Origin of the sequence: Corynebacterium sp. HMSC072A04 (assembly GCF_001809235.1) — a bacterium.
In the GTDB taxonomy this organism is placed as follows: domain Bacteria; phylum Actinomycetota; class Actinomycetes; order Mycobacteriales; family Mycobacteriaceae; genus Corynebacterium; species Corynebacterium hiratae.
This window is the reverse complement of sequence record NZ_KV796741.1, coordinates 1-18,804: the sequence shown is the minus strand read 5'-3', so window position 1 is coordinate 18,804 and position 18,804 is coordinate 1. Positions and strand designations below refer to the sequence as shown.

Annotated in this window: 19 protein-coding genes and 1 pseudogene; 12 read left to right on the top strand and 8 right to left on the bottom strand. The window is 61.9% G+C overall.

Annotated elements, in window-relative coordinates; translation table 11 throughout:
* Nucleotides 1-20: 20 nt before the first annotated feature.
* Both sepH and HMPREF2565_RS01670 read left to right on the top strand, forming a co-directional pair.
* Complete coding sequence (sepH, locus tag HMPREF2565_RS01675; RefSeq protein ID WP_071406785.1) at nucleotides 21-1,196, top strand: septation protein SepH; 1,176 nt, start codon at nucleotides 21-23, stop codon at nucleotides 1,194-1,196.
* Between the two features lie 6 nt (nucleotides 1,197-1,202).
* Nucleotides 1,203-2,033, top strand: a complete 831-nt coding sequence (locus tag HMPREF2565_RS01670) for a DUF6928 family protein (protein WP_070510489.1) — start codon at nucleotides 1,203-1,205, stop codon at nucleotides 2,031-2,033.
* On the opposite strand, the gene HMPREF2565_RS01665 is transcribed toward HMPREF2565_RS01670, so the two are convergent.
* The 3 genes from HMPREF2565_RS01665 to HMPREF2565_RS01655 all read right to left on the bottom strand — a co-directional run bounded on the left by HMPREF2565_RS01665 (nucleotide 1,985) and on the right by HMPREF2565_RS01655 (nucleotide 5,010).
* Nucleotides 1,985-2,806, bottom strand: coding sequence for a TrmH family RNA methyltransferase (locus tag HMPREF2565_RS01665; protein ID WP_071406784.1), 822 nt, complete (start codon nucleotides 2,804-2,806; stop codon nucleotides 1,985-1,987). The two genes, HMPREF2565_RS01670 and HMPREF2565_RS01665, sit on opposite strands and share 49 nt — an antisense overlap.
* A gap of 44 nt (nucleotides 2,807-2,850) precedes the next feature.
* Nucleotides 2,851-4,254, bottom strand: coding sequence for an NCS2 family permease (locus tag HMPREF2565_RS01660; RefSeq protein ID WP_071406783.1), 1,404 nt, complete (start codon nucleotides 4,252-4,254; stop codon nucleotides 2,851-2,853).
* A 126-nt stretch (nucleotides 4,255-4,380) separates the two neighbouring features.
* Nucleotides 4,381-5,010, bottom strand: coding sequence for a DUF3027 domain-containing protein (locus HMPREF2565_RS01655; RefSeq protein WP_369799711.1), 630 nt, complete (start codon nucleotides 5,008-5,010; stop codon nucleotides 4,381-4,383).
* Between the two features lie 56 nt (nucleotides 5,011-5,066).
* On the opposite strand from HMPREF2565_RS01655, the gene HMPREF2565_RS01650 reads away from it, so the two are divergent.
* Nucleotides 5,067-5,939 (top strand): glutaminyl-peptide cyclotransferase, encoded by an 873-nt coding sequence (locus HMPREF2565_RS01650; protein ID WP_071406782.1) that lies wholly within the window; start codon nucleotides 5,067-5,069, stop codon nucleotides 5,937-5,939.
* An 11-nt stretch (nucleotides 5,940-5,950) separates the two neighbouring features.
* On the top strand, nucleotides 5,951-6,550 hold the full coding sequence (locus HMPREF2565_RS01645) for a DUF2771 domain-containing protein (protein ID WP_070517015.1): 600 nt from the start codon (nucleotides 5,951-5,953) through the stop codon (nucleotides 6,548-6,550).
* A 144-nt stretch (nucleotides 6,551-6,694) separates the two neighbouring features.
* Here HMPREF2565_RS01645 and HMPREF2565_RS01640 read toward each other — a convergent pair whose 3' ends face one another.
* Nucleotides 6,695-7,075 carry a cold-shock protein gene (locus HMPREF2565_RS01640; RefSeq protein ID WP_070517013.1) on the bottom strand — a complete coding sequence of 127 codons (381 nt, stop codon included), beginning with the start codon at nucleotides 7,073-7,075 and terminating at the stop codon, nucleotides 6,695-6,697.
* A gap of 526 nt (nucleotides 7,076-7,601) precedes the next feature.
* On the opposite strand from HMPREF2565_RS01640, the gene HMPREF2565_RS01635 reads away from it, so the two are divergent.
* Nucleotides 7,602-8,264 (top strand): resuscitation-promoting factor Rpf1 domain-containing protein, encoded by a 663-nt coding sequence (locus tag HMPREF2565_RS01635; RefSeq protein ID WP_071406781.1) that lies wholly within the window; start codon nucleotides 7,602-7,604, stop codon nucleotides 8,262-8,264.
* Nucleotides 8,265-8,365: 101 nt separating this feature from the next.
* Here HMPREF2565_RS01635 and HMPREF2565_RS01630 read toward each other — a convergent pair whose 3' ends face one another.
* Complete coding sequence (locus tag HMPREF2565_RS01630) at nucleotides 8,366-9,322, bottom strand: SNG1 family protein (protein WP_246819103.1); 957 nt, start codon at nucleotides 9,320-9,322, stop codon at nucleotides 8,366-8,368.
* A gap of 111 nt (nucleotides 9,323-9,433) precedes the next feature.
* On the opposite strand from HMPREF2565_RS01630, the gene HMPREF2565_RS01625 reads away from it, so the two are divergent.
* Nucleotides 9,434-10,036, top strand: a complete 603-nt coding sequence (locus HMPREF2565_RS01625; protein WP_246819104.1) for a TetR/AcrR family transcriptional regulator — start codon at nucleotides 9,434-9,436, stop codon at nucleotides 10,034-10,036.
* A 125-nt stretch (nucleotides 10,037-10,161) separates the two neighbouring features.
* Here HMPREF2565_RS01625 and HMPREF2565_RS01620 read toward each other — a convergent pair whose 3' ends face one another.
* Entirely contained in the window at nucleotides 10,162-10,347 is a 186-nt protein-coding gene (locus HMPREF2565_RS01620) for a hypothetical protein (protein ID WP_010187772.1), read from the bottom strand.
* 203 nt (nucleotides 10,348-10,550) lie between these two features.
* On the opposite strand from HMPREF2565_RS01620, the gene HMPREF2565_RS01615 reads away from it, so the two are divergent.
* Genes HMPREF2565_RS01615 through HMPREF2565_RS01595 form a run of 5 tightly spaced genes read left to right on the top strand, consistent with a single transcriptional unit; the run spans nucleotide 10,551 to nucleotide 16,497 of the window.
* Nucleotides 10,551-12,551, top strand: coding sequence for a helicase-associated domain-containing protein (locus HMPREF2565_RS01615; RefSeq protein WP_246819102.1), 2,001 nt, complete (start codon nucleotides 10,551-10,553; stop codon nucleotides 12,549-12,551).
* Nucleotides 12,552-12,587: 36 nt separating this feature from the next.
* A complete protein-coding gene (locus tag HMPREF2565_RS01610; protein WP_071406778.1) occupies nucleotides 12,588-14,225 on the top strand; it encodes a DNA repair helicase XPB in 1,638 nt (545 codons plus the stop codon).
* A 4-nt stretch (nucleotides 14,226-14,229) separates the two neighbouring features.
* Complete coding sequence (locus HMPREF2565_RS01605; RefSeq protein ID WP_071406777.1) at nucleotides 14,230-14,868, top strand: DUF3239 domain-containing protein; 639 nt, start codon at nucleotides 14,230-14,232, stop codon at nucleotides 14,866-14,868.
* Complete coding sequence (locus tag HMPREF2565_RS01600; protein ID WP_071406776.1) at nucleotides 14,869-15,996, top strand: aminotransferase class I/II-fold pyridoxal phosphate-dependent enzyme; 1,128 nt, start codon at nucleotides 14,869-14,871, stop codon at nucleotides 15,994-15,996.
* A gap of 18 nt (nucleotides 15,997-16,014) precedes the next feature.
* Complete coding sequence (locus HMPREF2565_RS01595) at nucleotides 16,015-16,497, top strand: mycothiol transferase (RefSeq protein ID WP_046647282.1); 483 nt, start codon at nucleotides 16,015-16,017, stop codon at nucleotides 16,495-16,497.
* Between the two features lie 102 nt (nucleotides 16,498-16,599).
* Here the strand turns inward: HMPREF2565_RS01595 and HMPREF2565_RS01590 are convergent, their stop codons facing one another.
* Entirely contained in the window at nucleotides 16,600-17,211 is a 612-nt protein-coding gene (locus HMPREF2565_RS01590) for a TetR/AcrR family transcriptional regulator (protein WP_046647280.1), read from the bottom strand.
* A 182-nt stretch (nucleotides 17,212-17,393) separates the two neighbouring features.
* On the opposite strand from HMPREF2565_RS01590, the gene HMPREF2565_RS01580 reads away from it, so the two are divergent.
* Nucleotides 17,394-18,104, top strand: a complete 711-nt coding sequence (locus HMPREF2565_RS01580; RefSeq protein WP_046647278.1) for a GAP family protein — start codon at nucleotides 17,394-17,396, stop codon at nucleotides 18,102-18,104.
* 106 nt (nucleotides 18,105-18,210) lie between these two features.
* Here HMPREF2565_RS01580 and HMPREF2565_RS01575 read toward each other — a convergent pair.
* Nucleotides 18,211-18,708: pseudogene (locus HMPREF2565_RS01575) on the bottom strand (SLC13 family permease); the annotation flags it as partial.
* Between the last annotated feature and the right edge of the window lie 96 nt (nucleotides 18,709-18,804).

Genomic DNA, 18,804 nt, shown 5'->3' with positions numbered 1-18,804 from the left:
CAGGCTAAGGAGCGCCCACCATGCGCGAGATTTTCCTCGCACCCAGCGACTCAACTGACACCTCGCTCGTCCTCCGGGCCGAGGATGGTGAGGAGTTCTTCCTCGAGGTCACCGACGAGCTTCGCGAGCTTCTCGCTCCCGCCGATTCCGCCGAACCCGCTTCCGAGGACGAGGGGGCGGAGCAGGACGCAGAAAGCACCGACGAGGAGGCAATCGACTCCTCCCCCGCCTCCGCGCAGCAAGACCACTCCACCGGGCTGCGCACCGTCATGCCTGCCTCTGGTGGCTCGCCTTCTTCCCCACAGAGCCAGCCCGCACCGCAGGCACAAGAAATCCGCCTGCGCCCCAACGAGATTCAGGCCCGCATCCGCGCCGGTGCTTCCGCTGCGGAGATCGCCGAGGAGCTCGAGGTTCCAGAATCCCGCATCGAACCTTTCGCGCACCCGGTGCTGCTGGAGCGGGCGCGCATCGCGGACGTCGCCAAGCAGGCCCACCCCATCCGCGAGGATGGCCCAGCCAAGCTCACGCTGTGGGAGATCCTGGCCACCGCTTTTGCCGCGCGCGGGCACTCCCTGTCGGAGGCGACGTGGGACGCCTACCGCCACCAAGGCGAACCGTGGATCCTGCGCATCACGTGGAAGACTGGGCTGTCCGCCAACGAAGCGGAGTGGACCTTTAAGCAGACCATGTCCTCCCCGGCCACGGTGGAGGCACGCAACTCTGTGGCCGCAGACCTCACCGACCCGGACTTCGTGCAACCGGTGCGTTCGCTGACCTCCGTGGGCCGCGGCGAGCGCTACGACGAAGCCATCGACGGGCGGGAGTACGCCGAGGGCCGCGAGGTCAACGAAGCCGCACGCGCCGGTACCCCTGGCGTGACGGAGCTGTCCTCCTACACCGGCGGCGATGACGCCAATAACGAGGCAGACGCCGGCGCGTACGCCGAGCCTTCCGTTCTTCCCTCCCCGCACGGTGGGGAGCACCCCGCCGAGAGCGCAGCCGATGCCGACACGGCCTCGTCTAACGAGGAGGCCACACAGCAGACGGATGAGAAGGACACCGGGGTGGACGAGGACTTCCTCCAGAACCCGGATCCGGAACCTAAGCCCACCAAGCGCCGCCGCAAGGCCGTCACCCCGCACTGGGAGGATGTGTTGCTCGGCGTTCGTTCCTCCACTAAGCGCCCCCGCGAGTAGCCTGCCGTGGATACTCAAAGCGCCGTTCTCACTCTCTGGTACGTCACCGCCGCCGACCCCGCCGAGGTCCTCCGCGGTGAGCCTAAGGCCGACCGCGGCTTCGGCCGCAAGTTCATCGCTCAACTCAATCCCGCACTGCCGGTGACTCCCATTGGGCAATTCCCCCTCAACCGTTCCGCCGAGCCCGGCGCGAGCGAGTTCTATGTGGGCGGCTATCCCGGTGTGACCGTGGTGCAAACCATCATCCACGACGATCAGCTGACTCTCTCCCAGCTGTCCCGGACCTTGCGCGAGGCCGTGCCCGCCACGGAAATCTACGCCTTCGCCTCCAATCCGGAGACTCGCTATGCCGGGTTCGCCCACTGGACGGGCAGCCGCCTGCGCCGCTCGTTGTGCGGGACGCGTTTTAACCTCTACGAGGACCATGGTCTGCCCGAAACCTTCGAGGCCCCTTTCTGGGCCGGGGAGATGGATGAGCCGGTGGGTGGGATTTCCCTTCCCTTTGAGCCACTCAATATCACCGAGGCGGCCCAGGAATTCTGGTTGGGCATCGAGGTCGGCGCGGACGGCCCCGACGTGGACGTCGTTGGCTACGCCACCGACGGGCGCCCCGAGCCCAAGGTCGATACTCCCCCGCCGCGCCGCAGCGTGGCCGAGGTAGCCACCACCTCAGTGTCGAAGCTGGGGCTCAATGACTATGACGACTACGAAGAGTACGACCTCGAGCCGGAATCTACCGGTGAGGAGATTATCCGCACCGCCAAGCACCTCGGCGGCCTGGTGCGACGCTACGCGGTATCGACCTCGCGGAACCTTTGGGAGCGCTGGCGCTCGTAGAAGGCGATGGCTGCCGACGTCGCCACATTAAGGGAATCCGTGCCCTCCGCCATGGGGATGCGGGCGCGCACGTCGGTCGCCCGCATAGCGTGCTCAGTCAGGCCCGGCCCTTCCGCACCGACCAGCAGCGCTACCTTGTCCGCGCCCTCTAACGCATCAGCAATGTGCACGGCATCCGGATGCGGGGTCAGCGACACCAGCCGGAAGCCCTGCTCGCGCAGCTTCTCCAACCCGCGCTGCCAGGTGGTAAAACCGCCGTCGAAACGCGCCCAGGGCAGGCGCAAGACGTGCCCCATGGACACGCGCACCGAGCGCCGATAGAGGGGATCCGCGGCACCTGAGCCGAGCAAGATGCCGTCGACATCCATGCCCGCAGCATTGCGGAAGAGCGAGCCGATATTTTCGTGGTCGCCCACGCCTTCCATAATGGCCAGGGTGCGAGCACCCTCAATGACTTCATCCACGGTCCAGGCCTCTGCGCGGTCGGCTGCGGCAACCAGCCCGCGGTGCATGTCGAAACCTGTGACCTCCCCCAACGTTGCTCGAGTGACCTGATAGACGGGAATATCGCCAACATCGTGGTTCGCTAGGAAAGTGTCGAGCTTTCCTTCAAAGCCGATGATGCAGCGCACCGGGAAGCGGGAGGCCAGCAGGCGCTCCACGCACAGTGGGCCCTCACCAAAGACGAAACCCTCGCCGGACTTATCCGCGTGCTTGAGATCGCGGATATCGTCCAGGCGAGGGTCTGTGGGGTCATCGATGACAAAACGCATGGGCCCTAGTCTAGGCGCAGGGCCAGCTGCTCCCCTTAGGCGGGCTATGCCAACAGCGAGCTAATGGGTTCCATAGCGAAGTAGACCACGAAGAGGGCCGCCACGAGCCACATGATCCAGTGCACCTTCTTGGCCTTACCAGCAAAGGTGGCCATCAGTGCATAAGCGATGAATCCCACGCCAATACCGTTAGCGATGGAGTAGGTGAATGGCATGACCACGATGGTGAGGAAGGCCGGGATGGCCTCCTCCATGCGGTTCCACTCGATGTCCTTAAGCTGGGCTGCCATCATCACACCGACGATGACGAGGACGGGGGCTGCTGCCTCGATCGGCACGATCTCGTAGAGCGGGGTGAGGAACATGGCCAGCAAGAAGATCACGCCGGTCACAACGTTGGCAAAGCCGGTGCGGGCACCGTCACCGATACCAGCCGCCGAGTCCGCGAACACGGTGTTGGAGGATACCGAACCCGCACCACCAGCAACTGCACCGAAGCCTTCGACGACTAGGGCGGTCTTCATGTCCGGCAGATTGCCCTTCTCATCCACGAGGTTGGCCTGCTTGCCCAGGCCGTTCATGGTGCCCATGGCATCGAAGAAGTTGGTGAGCAGCAGCGTGAAGATGAGCAGCACGGTAGAGACCACGCCCAGCTTGGTGAAGGCACTAATCGGATCGACCTGGCCCACAATCGACAGGTCCGGCAGCCCGCCCAGGGAGCTGGGTACCTCCGGGGTGGCCATGCCCCAGTCCTCGGAACCGGTCAGTGCCTGGATGATCATGGCGATGATGGTGGTGATGACGATGCCGATGAACAGTCCGCCACGAACCTGGCGAATGACAAAGAAGGCGGAGAGAATCAGACCCACGACGAAGACGAAGGCAGGCCAGGTTGCAATCGAGCCGTTCACGCCCAGGCTTACCGGGACGGTGGTCATCGCGGCATCCGGCACGCGGGTGACGAAGTGCCCGTCCACGAAACCGATGAGGGCGATGAACATGCCGATACCGACGCCCATCGCGGCCTTCATGGACGCGGGGATAGCGTCGAAGACGGCCTGGCGGAAGCCGGAGATGGCCAGCAGGACGATGATGAAACCTTCGATGACAACCAGGCCCATGGCCTCGCGCCATTCCAAGCCGTTGAGGGAGACCATGGTCACGGCCACGAAGGTGTTCATGCCCAAGCCCGCGGCCATGGCGAACGGGTAGCGAGCAATCATGCCGAAGGCGATGGTCATGACACCGGCCACCAGCGCGGTGGCGGCAGCGACTTGCGGGATTCCGAGGGTGGTTCCGGCCGAGTCAGCGGAGGTACCCAGGATGAGAGGGTTGAGGAGAATGATGTAGGCCATCGCGAAGAACGAGACCACGCCGGCGCGGACCTCGGTTCCAATGGTGGATCCACGTTCGGTGATTTTGAAATAGCGATCGATAGCTGCGTTCATCGTGAGTGAGCGCCCCTTCTATCTAGAGAAATGAAGTTTTACCTGCTAAGGGTGCTCCATCGGGGCACTAAAACGCAAAACCCGCACGCTGCATCGCTGCTGCGCGCGGGGCGAAAACCGCTCTCTTTAATAGATAGGGCTCTCATCATCGAAGGGCCTCTCCTGCTCCGCTCCCTCCTCACGGACGCTCGTGCCGGAATGCGCGCCGCACCCGTAGGTGGCGTGCACCACTTTTCCATCCGCCGAGTATTCATTGGCACAGACGCCGAAATTGGGCAGCAGCTGGAGGTAAAAAGCACAGGTTTTGCACTGCAGTTGGGCCTGCGCCGCCATCTCCGTATTCGGCCCATACTTCTTGCGCCAACGCTCCTTGGCCTCCTTGAGGCCAGCCTCGGAGAGCTTCCCGCCGTCCAGTCTGTCGTCGTCAGGCGCCGGCGGCATGAGGTCTCCCGGGCCCAAGTCACCCGGGCGCAGGCGCTCGGAATAGGGCACCCACTCCGGGGCTTGGAGGGCCTGGCCGCCGGGGACGAGCGCAACCTCGTTCACGGTCGGCGTGCGGGAACCTTCAGCGCAGGCGACGACGGCATGCCACTCCCATCCCGGGTATCCCGGAACGTGGGCCTCAAAACGGTGGGTGGCCACGTTGCGGCCCACACCCGCAACGCCCCGGTGCTTACCGACGTCCCCCTCTCCTACCTCCTCCACGGCCCGGCGCGCCAGGTCGACAGCCGTCGAATCGAGAAGCGGGGAATGCATCTTTTTCTTGCGAGTCACCCTCCCATTATTAATCACACGCCCGAGCATCGTGCACAATGACTGTCATGGCCTTCCCACACTTCCCCCGCGCCGCCCGCGCGCTCGCCACGGCTTTATCTGCCGCTGTACTGCTCGCACCGCTGGCCTCCTGTTCCTCCCAAGCTGTAGACGAGCGCGCATCCTCATCGACGGCGACAGCGGCGGGTAGCGATGGGACGTCGCCAAGCGCACGCTCCCCAGAGCGCCTCGGCGTCACCGTCCTGGACACCGCACCCTTGCCAGCGGACACCTTTACCCAGGGCCTCGAGGTCGACGCTGACGGACACCTGCTCATCGGCACCGGGCTGAAGGGCGAATCGCGCCTTATGCGCGTCCAGCCGGGCGAGCTAGCCCCGCTGAAAGAGGTCGCGCTCGAAGACTCGTTCTTCGGCGAGGGCATCACGCAGACCGAGACCGGTATCTGGCAGCTGACGTGGAAGTCCGGCACAGCCTTCCTGCGAGATGCCGAGACCTTCAACGAACTCGACCGCGCAACCTATGACGGCGAAGGCTGGGGCCTGTGCAACGCTGGCTCTGAGCTCATCATGTCCGATGGCTCCGCCACACTGCGCCACCTGGACCCACAGACTTTTGAGGAGCTCGGCCCGCGCACCGAGGTCACCCTCAACGGTTCGCCGGTGGATAACCTCAACGAACTAGAGTGCGTCGATGGCGCAGTCTATGCCAACGTGTGGATGAGCGAGGACATCCTGCGCATCGACCCCGCAACCGGCGTGGTCACCGGGGTGATCGACACCGCGAACCTCAACCATGTCCCGTCTGCCGATCCCAACGCCGTCCTCAACGGCATCGCCCATATCCCGGGCACCGACGAGTTCTGGATCACCGGCAAGCTCTGGGATGAGCTGTACAGGGTGCGCTTCGAGTAGGATTTTCAGCCATGGCTACCGTGAAGCAAGCAAGGAAGAAGTCACTGCTGCAGTTTCTGGCGCTCATTATCGCCGTGGCGGTGATCGTCGTGGCGGTGGTGATGTTTCAGAAGTGGTGGAATGACCGCCCGGGCCCCGACCCGCAGGACGTCACCATCACGGCCACGGTGGGAGATGAAACGATGGAGGTCGCGCCCTATAGCGTCTGCGAGCCCGGCGCCGACTGCGAGGAGGGCGAGGTTCCCAACCTCACGGTGGGCCCCGATGACACCCTAAAGCTGGAGATCCCCGAAGCCATCTATAACCACGAGTGGTCGGTGCTCTCCATTTACGATGACCCGGCTGCTAATGACAGCACTGCGCACGGCGCCAACGAAACCACCTCGCTCGAAATCCCCGGTTCCGTCGCGCCGATTGAGGCTTCCACCGGCGAGCGCCCGCAGCTGATGGTGGTGGAAATCTCCACCCTCATGATTGGCCACGATGCCAATGGTGAAGAGACCCCGATGCACACGGTGTGGTCACTATCCACCATGACCGACGAAGAGCTCAAGGAATCCAAGGCCACCGGTGACGCCGAAGCTCCAGCAGAGGCTCCTGAGGACAAGTAGCCGCGCCGCGGCGCGCGATGTAGCGCGCGCCGCTACAATCGACAAAGTGCCCGACCTGCCAAATTTACGGCTGATCATTGAAAAATCAGCTGTACTTTTGGCAGGTCGGGCACTTTTCAGTCATCAGCCTAAGAATGTAGGCCCCTAGCTATCCAGATCCTTCGCAATAGCCCGCAGAATCTCCGCCACCTGGCGGCCAGTCTTGCGCTCCGGGTAGCGCCCCTGACTGAGCACCGGCTGCACTTGGGTTTCGAGGAGCGTCATGACGTCGGAAAGCATGCTCGATAGCTCCTCCGGCTTGCGGGCCGGGGTGCGGCGGCGCGGAGCATCAAGGACCTTCACGCGCAGCGCCTGCGGGCCACGGCGACCAGCGGCGAAATCGAACTCGATGCGCTGGCCTTGGTACAGCTCGTCGACACCCTTGGGCAGCACGTTACGGCCAACATAGACATCTTCATCGCCGGGGTTGCTGACAAAGCCGAAGCCCTTGTCCGCGTCATACCACTTCACTTTGCCGATAGGCATGGTTCTTCACTCACTTTCTTTCCGTCTCTCCTCTACCAAAGCTTAGGCCGTATCACCTGCTTGCCGATAGGCTCCGGCAATCCGGGGTGAGGAGGCGCGGCAAAGCGTGGTTGTGACTTAAGCTGCCGCGCGGAGGAACTATCCGTGGAACTTATAAAGAGATACATCTTAACCTCCACGCACCCCACCAAAGAAACCAAGAATAGGTATCGCCCCAACCACCACACCCGTTACAAGTGTGACATAGCTAACACACCCGTCGCGAACAGGGGAAACGTAGGGGAATCCCCGCTTCCGTTATCGTTTTGAGCCATTTAATGTGACTGATTCGTTATAAACCGCTACTCTTTCCCACAGGCACTTCGGCCGCCGGTCGTGGAAGTCTCGCCCCAGACACAGTCCGGGCTTCCACACGGCGGCCATACATGATGTGCATGAACGTGAACATCAATTGCAAAACTACATGCCGGACTGGGCATCATCTGGGCGCGAGAAAGCAAGAACAACCTAGAGAAGGAATACTTTAATGGGACGCCACTCCGCTAAGAACAAGTCCATCGCCACCAAGTTTGCCGCTTCCACCGTTGCCGTGGGCGCTGCCGCAGCCATCATGGCTCCGAACGCTGCCGCTGCACCGGATTCCGATTGGGACCGCCTCGCACAGTGCGAGTCCGGCGGCAACTGGGCCATCAACACCGGCAACGGCTACCACGGCGGCCTGCAGTTCAGCGCTCAGACCTGGCAGGCCTTCGGCGGCGGCGAGTTCGCTCCAACCGCCAACCAGGCCACCCGCGAGCAGCAGATCGCTGTTGCTGAGCGCACCCTGGCACAGCAGGGCTGGGGCGCATGGCCGGCTTGCTCCGCTAGCCTGGGCCTGAACTCCGCACCGACTCCGCGCAACGTGAACGCTACCCCGGCACCGGCCGCTACTCAGGTAAAGGAAGAGACCGCGCCGCAGGCACCGGCTGAGACACCGAAGGCTGTCCAGGAAGCTGCCGAGGAGCCCACCGACGAGCTGGCTGTTGACGCTCTCTACACCCTCATCGAGGACACCGCCACCCAGTACGGCCTGACCGTCCCGGCTTCCTTCACCGAGCAGTACAAGGCCAACCGCCACGACTTCAACGCCTTCTACTCCGCTAACCGCCACGTCATCGACCCGGTGGCACAGGTTTTGGCTGCACGCTAAGCAGCGCGCCGTGCCGTGCAAGCACGGCACATAAAAGCAGTGCTTTAACTACATAGAAAGAAGCTGGATGGTTTTCTCCATCCAGCTTCTTTTAGTTTTGACTAAGCCTTTTCCTCAACAGCTACGCCTTCCTTAGCGCGCGACCTATCGAAGGCCAACATCGCCAGACCAACAACGATCCACAGACCCAAAGACCACCACGCATGGCCGAAGCCTTGCCCATCAAAGAAGGACAGCGAGCGGACTAGGTGACCCGTCGCGCCGATGGGCATCCACTGCCCCAGCGTCGACCACCCGGCAGGCAGCAGCCACGGGCCGGTTGCCAGACCCGACAGCGGGTTCGCTAAGAAGATAGTCAGCACGGCACCGATTCCAATACCCGCGGCACCCATCACCCCCGCAAGGCCCGCAGTCACCGCAGACGTTGCAAGGATGCCCGCAGCGATAGCCATCCACTCGGCAGCAAAGCTGCCACCGAGGGTTCCATAGACGGAGTGCAGCATCCACGTAGCAACGAGCCCGCCGAAAAGCGCAATACCAACGAGAACCCCCAGCTTGACCCATTTCTTGCCACGAAATGCAAAGGTGGCAATGACAGCGGAAATAATGCCACCAAAAGCCAGCGGCAGGCCAAGTAGAGTGATTCCGCTCGCCTGCGGGTCCTCCTTCGTCGTCGGCGCCAGCTCCTGCTTCTTTACGGACATTCCTTGTGCTTCAAGCTGGCCAGCGAGGCCATCAATCATCGTCACGTAGGGAGCACCATTTCCCGCAGCGGTGAGCGCACTCGCGCCCTGCGGGGAGATGACCAGTCCACCAACAGCTTCACGCTGCAGCACCGCGTCGCGCACCTCGGCCTCGCTGTGCTTCACGACGATCTCCGGGGCCTCATCCCCCGCCGCACTCTCAATCTTCTGCGAGATGCCTTCGAGCATGGGCTCCGGCGCCGAAATGGCAACCGGAACGCCAGCCGGACCCGACGCAAAGGTGGGCGCCAAAAACGCCCACAGCATAAGGCCGATGACGACGGGGATCCCCACAATGGCAACTATCGATTTCACAGCAACCGATGGCTGCTTTCCTTCCTGACTTTTCACCGCTGACACTTCTAACCTCCAAACGGAACAGGGTGTTTCACTTACAAAGTGGAGCATAGTGTTCCGTTTGATATGATGCAAGCTGTGAGACAAGATGCAGCAGAAAACAAGCAAGCCATCGTCGCAGCAGCCAGGCAGCTGCTCATCACCGAGGGACCGGGCGTATCCATGCGCTCAATCGCCAAGAAAGCTGGCGTGGGCGTCGCCACGGTCTCACGCCACTTCCCCGAGCGGCTCTCCCTCATCGTTGCCATCACCAGCGCGGAGGTAGCACACATCAAAGAAGAGGTGGACAGCCACCTACAAGGTTTCGACGAGGATCCCGAAGGCACCTGGCGCGATATTATTCATCGGATCGCCAGCCTTAACTTCGCCGCGGTTGTTCAAGCAGCGGCAGCCGAGGTGAATACTGCCTCATTCTCAGACGATGACGTGCAGGAGATCGCTGCCCAGCGCAAAGCTGAACTGAAGTCGATCTACCAACCGATTATCGAACCCGCGCGACAAGCAGGTCTCTGCCCCGAGTCCCTCACCCCGCTCGAACTTCACATCGGCATCGGTCTCATCACCCGCCCGCTGCCCAGAACACCAGTGAGCGCCGACTACCTATCAGGTATACAAGCCCAGCTCATCGATACGCTGCTCGACGGCCTTAAAGCCCAAGCCCGTGCCAACTAGTTGAGGCGCAAGTACATTACAAACACGTATAGCCCCACCGAGGAGAACATTCTCGGAGGGGCTGAAAGCGAGCCGCCAAGGCTCGGCACATCTGCTCAGTGAAGCGCAGATTTCTGCGCGCCTACTTAGCGGTTGATGCGGGTGTACGGGTGAACGTAGTTGAGCTTTTCTGCCGGCATCGGCAGAATCAGGTCGTCACCGTACGGGCTGGAAGCACCAGCAAAAGGTGCAGTAAGTTCAGTAATAGCGTGCTCGCGGGGGCTGTTCTTCGGCCAAGCCGGGGATACGAAGCCTTTGTTCTCATTCGACATGCTTCTTATTATTCCAAACCCCGCGGCAAAAAGTAACTTATTCACTTAACGAGGGCCCCATGCCTCCCCCGCCTACTAACTACTAAGCTTGATCGCCATTATGACCACCCCCTCCAACCGCGCCCGCGTCACCGAGAGCTACCGCGAATGGCTCAGCCGCTTACCCGACGAGGACCTGCGCGCCCTACTGAGTAACCGCAGCGATGTCCTCTCCCCCCGCACCGAAGGACTTCGACGCGCTGGCTTCCCGCCTGACACTTCCGATGCACGTCGCGGATGCCTTGGCAGCGAGCAACGCCGAGCAACTAGCTGTCTTGGAGGACATCGCCCACCGCGGCGGCGAGGTCGACATGGTGGAGGACACCAACCCTGAGGTAACTTCGCAGCTCAAGCAACGCGGCCTCGTCTTTGGTGACGCCCCGGAGGTGCGCATCGTCACCGCCGTGATGGGCTCACTTCCCACCGGCTGGTCGTTGCGCAACCAAGTAGAGTTCGATGAGAAGGATCTAGCCGCGCTTGCTCCCGAGGAGCGCCGAGTCCTTGATGCTTTAAGCAATGGCGACGGCATGGGCTATACCACCGACACCGAGCCGGACATCAACTCCGAGGATCCCGCCAAGCGCCTGCTGGCCAAAGGTTTTCTGGAGCGTATCAACGCGCACTCGGTGCGCCTGCCGCACTCGCTCGCCCGCCTGCTGACTGGTGATACCACCCCGCCCATTCCCACCACCCCCTCGGGGCGCGCCGGTACCCCAGAACCGGATGCCAGGGCTGACGACGCCGGCGCGGCAGCTGGCGTGGAAGCCGTGCGCGGCATGGAAAGGCTCATCGAGCTGCTCGGAAGCCATCCGGTAGCGCTGCTGAAAGACTCTTCGGTCGGCGTTCGCCCCCTCAACCAACTGGCCAAGGACCTCGCTCTGGAGAAGGAGGAGGTTGCGCGGCTTATCTGCTTGGGCCACCATGCTAGGCTTCTCCACCGCGGCGAGCCGGATGGCTTGGAGGGGCATTTCCTCGCACCTACCACTGGCTCCCAGGACTGGCTCGAGGCCGATCTCGGGGAGAAGTGGCGCATTCTTCTCGACGCCTGGCGTACCTCCCCCTGGGCCAGTTGGAGCGATTCGCGGGTCCTCGCGGAGGACAGCTTCGTGCGCCGCCTGCCACGCTTCCGTGCTTTCGTTCTCGGCGTCTATGCACATTCCGCAGTCGCGCTGAACAACGAAGAGTTCTGGGAGGACCTACGCTTTCGCTCCCCGCTCTTTGCCAGCCACACGCGCACGGTGACCATTGAGCAGCTGCGCGCCGAAGCCGAATGGATCGGCGCCATAGCTTTGGGCAGGGCCACCCGCGTGCTGGGAGATTCCGCTGCGGCCACCAGCCTCGTTCCTGAGACGGTCAGCGAGTTCATCATCCAGCAGGACCTCACCGTCCTGGTGCCCGGCCCCCTTGAGCCAGACACACACCGCACCCTCGCATCCTTAGCAGACCTCGAATCCCCGGGCCTAGCCAGCGTGTACCGCATCAGTGAGTCCACCATCCGCCGCGGCATGGACCAGGGGCTCACCTCCCAGGAAATGACCGACTTCTTGAAAAAGCATTCCCCGACAGGCGTACCGCAGGCGTTGGAGTTTGCCATCGGGGACGTCGCCAAGCGCCATGGCACCCTCCGCAGTGGTCCTGCGCTCTCCTACCTGCGCAGCGAGGACCCCGCACTCTTGGAGCTCGCCATTGCCTCAGTCCCCGGCCTGCGCCTGCTCGCACCCACCGTGGCGGTATCCCAGCTGCGCGTGGGCGAGCTGTTGGAGAAGCTGCGCGCTAAGGGCCTCTCCCCCACTGCGGAGGATGAATCCGGCGCCTCCCTGGCCGTCGCCCCCGAGCCTTACCTTTTGCCCACGCCACGCACTAAGCCCCGCAAGCGCGAGCCTGCCTCGGTGGATGAAGCCGTGCAGGCCTTGCGGACATCAGCGCAGAACCCGAGTGCGAACAAGGAAGAAGATCCGGATCCCCTCACGCTCGCCCGCGCTGCCGCGCGCTTCCACGCCGATATCGTGATTTCCTATGCCGATAAGAGCGGCGATCTCCGCACCGTGACCGTGAAGCCACTGTCGGTGGAAGGCGGCTACATTGATGCCCTAGGCTCAGCGGGCAAACCCGTGCGCTTCCCAGTTCACCGCATTTCCTCCGTCCGCTTTGCCGACAGGGATTAAATCTTTCCCTGACGCCCAGAGTAGAAAGGCCTCATCATGCCCGGACCACTCATCGTCCAATCGGACAAGACCGTCCTCCTCGAGGTGGATCACCCGCAAGCCAACGAGGCTCGCGCAGCACTCGCGCCTTTTGCGGAGCTGGAGCGCGCGCCCGAGCACATCCACACCTACCGCATCACCCCACTAGCCCTGTGGAATGCGCGCGCCGCCGGGCACGATGCCGAGCAAGTCGTGGACGTTCTGGAGAATTACTCCCGGTTCCCAGTGCCGCAGGCGCTGCTGATCGACGTCGCCGAGACCATGTCGCGCTACGGCCGCGTGCGCCTGCTGGCTCATCCAGCCCACGGTCTCATCCTCGAATCGGACGAACCCGTCATCCTAGAGGAGCTCACGCGCACCAAGAAAGTCAGCGAACTTCTGGGCCCGCGCATTGACGACAACACCATCGCCGTACCGCCATCCGCACGCGGGCGGCTCAAACAAGAGCTGCTCAAAGCCAGCTGGCCCGCCGATGACCGCGCCGGCTACGTCGACGGCGAATCCCACCCCATCGCGCTAAGCACGGAGGAGGTGGACTGGGAGCTTCGGGATTATCAGCAGTATGCCGCCGAATCCTTCTGGTCCGGTGGCTCCGGCATCGTGGTCCTGCCCTGTGGCGCGGGCAAAACCATCGTGGGTGCTGCCGCCATGGCCAAAGCACAGGCCACCACGCTCATCCTGGTGACCAACACCGTGGCCGGGCGCCAATGGCGCGATGAACTATTGCGCCGCACCAGCCTCACGCCGGAGGAAATTGGCGAGTACTCGGGTGAGAAGAAGGAGATCAAACCCATCACCATCGCCACTTACCAAGTGGTCACGCGCAAGACCAAGGGTGAGTACCGCGCACTCGAGCTCTTCGATTCCCACGACTGGGGTCTTATCATCTACGACGAAGTCCACCTCTTGCCCGCCCCGGTCTTCCGCATGACCTCCGACCTGCAATCGCGCCGCCGCTTAGGGCTGACCGCCACGCTCATCCGCGAGGACGGCCGCGAGGGCGATGTCTTTTCGCTCATCGGTCCCAAGCGTTATGACGCGCCGTGGAAGGAACTGGAATCCGCCGGCTATATCGCCACCGCGGACTGCGTCGAGGTGCGCGTGGACATGGCGCAGGAGGAGCGCCTGCTCTATGCCACCGCACAAGCGCGGGAGCGCTATCGGATTGCGGCATCGGCAGGCGCGAAGCTGCGGGCCGTCGACAAGCTGCTGAAGAAACATGCAGGCCAGCAGGCACTGATCATCGGCGCCTACGTGGACCAGCTGGAGGAGCTCGGTGAGCACCTCAACGCACCGGTAATCGACGGCAAGACCTCCACCGCCAATCGCGAAAAGCTCTTCCAGCAATTCCGCGAGGGCGAGCTTCCCACCCTCGTGGTGTCCAAGGTGGCGAACTTTTCCATCGACCTTCCCGAGGCTGCCCTGGCCATCCAGGTCTCCGGCACCTTTGGCTCCCGCCAGGAGGAAGCCCAACGCTTGGGCCGCCTGCTGCGCCCGAAGAAGGACGGGCAGGAGGCCACCTTCTACACTCTCGTGGCGCGCGAATCCATCGATGCGGAATACGCCATGCACCGCCAGCGCTTTTTGGCCGAGCAAGGTTATGCCTACCGGCTGGTGGACGAAGTAGACTTGTGAGCTGATGAAGATTTTCAAGTTTGAAGTCAACGAAGACTTTGCCAAGAAGAACAACGAGCTCCTCCGCGATTCCTCGCGCCTGCGCAACTCTGGCCTCGTCATGGGCCTCGTGCTTATTATCGGCGCGATTGCCATCTATTTTGGAATCGACCCCGTCTGGCGCATCACGCTGGCGGTCGGTATGGCGCTCTTCGGCATCTTTTGCGCCGTCATCGGTGTCTTGGCTTCGAGCAAGGTTGGCTCGGCCCAGAAGCTCTACGACTCCTATCCGCTTGCCCCCGCGGTCGTCGCGGAGGTCAACGAGCGCGACATGGTCCTCATGGCTTTGGTAAATACCAATGTTGACCCGAAGGCACCGCCGCGGTGGGGCGCGTGCCTGCGCACGGTCACCAGTATCCCGGGTATTAAGCGCACCGTGGGCACCAAGGTCCCGGTGGCCGCGGTCTCCGGCCAGCGCAGCTCGAGCGATAAAGACCACTGGCAGCAGATCACTCCCATGCCGATTGCCTGGGGCACCCCGGATGCGGAAACCGTGACGATTGCCCGCAAGTCCATTCCGGAGGATCAGTGGCAGCGCCTCGAGCGCGCACGCAAGCGTCTGACCGATGTGAAGGCTACGAAATACGATCTATTGGTGCTCTAAATGACTGTTGAGAGACTACAAGAATTTGGCGAGACCATCTTCGCCACCATGACCGCCCTTGCCGTGGAGAATGACGCGGTGAACCTGGGCCAGGGTTTCCCCGATAGCGACGGTCCGCAGCGCATGCTGGAGATTGCCCAGGAGAACATCGCCGGCGGCAACAACCAGTACGCTCCCCTGCGCGGGGTCCCAGAGCTGCTCAGCGCCGTCGCGGAGACCTACTCTGTGCCGCAGGATCACGTCGTAGTCACCGCCGGTGCCACCGAGGCCATCACCGCCACGGTGCTTGGCCTAGTGGAGCCCAGCCAGGAGGTCATCGTCCTCGAGCCTTACTACGACGCCTACATCGCCGCCATCGCGCTTGCCGACGCCACCCGCGTCCCCGTCCCCTTGAAAGAATCCGGCAACAGCTGGGACATCGACGTCGATGCCGTGCGCGCAGCCATCAAGGACAAGACCGCCATGGTCATCATCAATACCCCGCACAACCCAACCGGTTCGGTCTTCTCCCGCGAGGCACTCACCGAGCTCGCCGAGCTCTGCGTGGAGAAGGACCTCCTCGTGCTTGCCGACGAAGTCTACGAAAACCTCACCTTCGGCACCGACCACGTCAGCATCGCCTCCCTGCCGGGAATGGCTGAGCGCACCGTCACGGTGTCCTCTGCCGCCAAGTCTTTCAACTGCACCGGGTGGAAGACCGGCTGGGCCATCGCGGAGCCTAAGCTTCTCGACGGCGTCATCAAAGCCAAGCAATTCACCACCTTCGTCTCCACCACGCCCTTCCAGCCGGCCGTGGCCCATGCACTGCGCTATGAACAGGAATGGCTGGACGGCATGGTGTCTGAGCTTGCAGAGTGCCGCAGCATCCTTGTAGAAGGCCTCAAGCAGCTTGGCTTCCACGTGCATGACACCGGCGGCACCTACTACGTGGTTGCCGATATCTCCTCTACCGGTTTAAACGGCATCGATTTCTGCATGCAGCTGCCCGCCACAAAGGGCGTGGCAGCCATCCCGCTGGCCGCCTTCACGGACAACCCGGAACCGTGGCAGCACAAGGTGCGCTTTGCCTTCTGCAAGCGCCCCGAGGTCATCCGCGAGGCCGTGCGGCGTCTAACTGCAGAGTCCTAAGAATTCAGGCTCCTGCACATGCCCACCACACCAAAGTCCTATTCCGAGCTGACTGATCAGATCCAGCGCCAACTCGACTCGATCGTCGACATGGCCATTCAGGTAGATCGCTCAGGCGTGACACACGTTCCCCTTCGTAGTCGCTGGACCGTTGCGGGGCTTCTGAACCATCAGCGGTACGTCATCCGGTTTTGGATCGCAAATGTTGTGGTAGGCGCTGATCTTCCGGTCCCGTGGACCGATGACTCTCCACATGAAGACTGGAACACGGATCCCGAGGTCACAGTCGAGACCTTCGTCGATGCCCTTCGACAGGAGTGGGAAGATGCCTTGTCTTTGCTTGCAACGTATCCACCGGGAGAGCCTGCATCCCAAGCTGACGAGGACGGCAGGCACCCCACTGTCGACTGGGTGTTGTCCCATCTACTGGCCGAAGTATCCAGGCACGCCGGACACATGGATGCCGTTTGCGAGATACTCGAGCTTTCACCCGTCGATTAACATCCACACGCCGGTGACTGGCACAGTGCCTCCGCGCTGACATGGGTTAGAGGACTTCCTGAGAATGAAGGGGCATGCTGCACCTCCAGCCCCAGTACCGTCCTAGTCTTTAGGAGAACCGGGTTCTACAATCAGCGCGAGTCCCGAAGCAAGGTCTGCCAACAACTGCTTCGCCGAGTCCACAGGAGCATTGAGGTAGTCGATCGTCAGCCCGTTGACCAGTGCAGTGACAAGACGAGCACCTTGCTCAGGAGACAGTCCTCGGGCCAGCTTTCCGAAACGTTGCGCTGCTTCGAGACCTTCAGACACGCGCGCCCGAAACTTCGTCACCTCGGCGTCGTATAAGTCAGCCAGCCATTCGCGCGTCGAGGCAGCAGCTCCCACTATGACCCACACAGCGGAATCCTCGCGCTGAACAGGTCCAATTGGCAAGAGTTCAGCCAGGCGACCGTGGAACGCTGCGTGAAAATCCGTCGCATCGGTTTGTGTAAGGGCCCGCGACTCCTGGCGCTGCAACGACCTGACAAAAGCTTTCGCGATGATGTCGTCTCGTTTACCCATCTGGTACTGGACAGTCCCAGGTGCGACGCCAGCTTCAGTGGCGACATTGCGCACGCTCAGGGCATCGAGGCCCTGGCTGACCATCACTCGAATGGCAGCATCAGCGATCACTGCGGCGGTGCCGGTGATGGGTGTGTTGCGATCAACGGACATGGAGCTCCAATCTTGCGTAGCTCAGATGCGATGAGCCATTCATAAGTGTAGTTGCACTCGCGCATTGCGCCTCGTACAATCGTACCAAGCCCGCGATTAATACAAACGTATGACGCTGAATTGAGGCCTCTTGCGAATCTAAGGTCAAGCTCTCCGCAAACACCCGACTACTGGAGAATTCCATGTCAGACTTCCTTCCCCTTGCTGGCCTTGCACTCGTAGATAGTTTGAGTGCAGGAACCCTTGTCATTCCTATTGCACTGATTGTTATCTGGCGACGAGTACGTTTAGGCCTATTGGGCACCTATCTCGCTACGATCGCCACGGCCTACTGCTGCCTTGGTATTGCGCTTCTATTAGGGTTCGATGCGGCAGTATCGAGGCTTTCTGGCGTAAGCGAGACTGATTGGTTCCAGTGGGTGACGCTTGTTCTGGGCGCGGGGCTTTTCATCTTCGGTGTGTTCTCGCCAAACCCCAAAAAGCCCGCGGCCACGCAGACCGCCAACGGCGAGGTGTCGAAGAGTCGGGCTTCTCGCCTTGCACGGGGCGCGTCACTGAGTGCGACCGGCATGGTGGGGCTTGCGCTAGGTGCTGCCGTCGTCGAGGCTGCGACTATGTTGCCTTACCTGGGCGCAATGGGAATTATCCAGTCTATGTCTTTCGGGTTTAGCGGCAAGGTCGCGCTTATTGCGGGTTACTGCATCATCATGGTCCTACCGGCAACTCTTATGGCTGCCATTGCAGGCGCAGCGGGGCCGGCTATTTTTCCTCGTCTGGAGCGCGCCATCCGTCGGCTGGAGTATGAGGCGAAAGTGACGTTGCTGTGGATCGCGGCAATTGTGGGAGTCTACATGGCGGCATCGAGTGCACAAGGGCTCGGATTGATCGGTTGAGTGCCAAGTTGAACGTTGAGCGATAGCGCCGATTGAAGACCCCTTCCTGCAGCGCTAGCCCCCGGCCCGTCATAACGGCGGCCGAGGGCTACGTCTTCTTCATCCCCTATCCGATGCCTACCAAGGCGGCAACAGTTGGGAGAAAGAAGATAATCAGCGCGCCGCCGATTATGTCGAAGCTGATGCCTGTGCGGATCATACGCGCGATGGAAACGCAGCCGGAGCCGTAAACGATGGCATTTTGCAGCGTGAAAATTGGAAGCATGAAGCCAAAGGTAGCGGCCATCGCCGGGATAACAGGGTCTACTCCCGCAGCCATGGCGAGTGGAACAACAATCGGCACAGTGACAGCCGCTGCCGCGGTATTACTTGTGGTCTCAGAGATGAGGATGGCCAGCAACACCGCCATGGCAGTGATGACCAGGGCACTAGATACGCCCAACATACTGTCGAGTCCGGAACCGATAGTTTCTGCTAGACCGGAGCTGCCCAGCATGGCGCCGAAGATCATGCCGCAACCAAACAATATGATGGTGCCCCAGTCAATCTTGGCCGCATCTGACCAGTCCAGGGTGTACTGCAGCTTCTTGGATTCAACGGGCAGCGCGCCCATATGACTACTTGTTCAAGCCGGTTAGAATCCAAGCACTACCCGGATTATCCAGAGAAAATGGGGTTGCCCGCAAATCGTGGACACGTA

What these genes read in the sequence shown, in the direction of transcription:
- sepH (WP_071406785.1), top strand. Translation starts at nt 21, where the DNA reads ATGCGCGAGATTTTCCTCGCACCCAGCGACTCAACTGACACCTCGCTC.
- HMPREF2565_RS01665 (WP_071406784.1), bottom strand. Translation starts at nt 2,806, where the DNA reads ATGCGTTTTGTCATCGATGACCCCACAGACCCTCGCCTGGACGATATC.
- HMPREF2565_RS01660 (WP_071406783.1), bottom strand. Translation starts at nt 4,254, where the DNA reads ATGAACGCAGCTATCGATCGCTATTTCAAAATCACCGAACGTGGATCC.
- HMPREF2565_RS01655 (WP_369799711.1), bottom strand. Translation starts at nt 5,010, where the DNA reads ATGCATTCCCCGCTTCTCGATTCGACGGCTGTCGACCTGGCGCGCCGG.
- HMPREF2565_RS01650 (WP_071406782.1), top strand. Translation starts at nt 5,067, where the DNA reads ATGACTGTCATGGCCTTCCCACACTTCCCCCGCGCCGCCCGCGCGCTC.
- HMPREF2565_RS01645 (WP_070517015.1), top strand. Translation starts at nt 5,951, where the DNA reads ATGGCTACCGTGAAGCAAGCAAGGAAGAAGTCACTGCTGCAGTTTCTG.
- HMPREF2565_RS01640 (WP_070517013.1), bottom strand. Translation starts at nt 7,075, where the DNA reads ATGCCTATCGGCAAAGTGAAGTGGTATGACGCGGACAAGGGCTTCGGC.
- HMPREF2565_RS01635 (WP_071406781.1), top strand. Translation starts at nt 7,602, where the DNA reads ATGGGACGCCACTCCGCTAAGAACAAGTCCATCGCCACCAAGTTTGCC.
- HMPREF2565_RS01625 (WP_246819104.1), top strand. Translation starts at nt 9,434, where the DNA reads ATGCAAGCTGTGAGACAAGATGCAGCAGAAAACAAGCAAGCCATCGTC.
- HMPREF2565_RS01620 (WP_010187772.1), bottom strand. Translation starts at nt 10,347, where the DNA reads ATGTCGAATGAGAACAAAGGCTTCGTATCCCCGGCTTGGCCGAAGAAC.
- HMPREF2565_RS01615 (WP_246819102.1), top strand. Translation starts at nt 10,551, where the DNA reads ATGTCCTCTCCCCCCGCACCGAAGGACTTCGACGCGCTGGCTTCCCGC.
- HMPREF2565_RS01610 (WP_071406778.1), top strand. Translation starts at nt 12,588, where the DNA reads ATGCCCGGACCACTCATCGTCCAATCGGACAAGACCGTCCTCCTCGAG.
- HMPREF2565_RS01605 (WP_071406777.1), top strand. Translation starts at nt 14,230, where the DNA reads ATGAAGATTTTCAAGTTTGAAGTCAACGAAGACTTTGCCAAGAAGAAC.
- HMPREF2565_RS01600 (WP_071406776.1), top strand. Translation starts at nt 14,869, where the DNA reads ATGACTGTTGAGAGACTACAAGAATTTGGCGAGACCATCTTCGCCACC.
- HMPREF2565_RS01595 (WP_046647282.1), top strand. Translation starts at nt 16,015, where the DNA reads ATGCCCACCACACCAAAGTCCTATTCCGAGCTGACTGATCAGATCCAG.
- HMPREF2565_RS01590 (WP_046647280.1), bottom strand. Translation starts at nt 17,211, where the DNA reads ATGTCCGTTGATCGCAACACACCCATCACCGGCACCGCCGCAGTGATC.
- HMPREF2565_RS01580 (WP_046647278.1), top strand. Translation starts at nt 17,394, where the DNA reads ATGTCAGACTTCCTTCCCCTTGCTGGCCTTGCACTCGTAGATAGTTTG.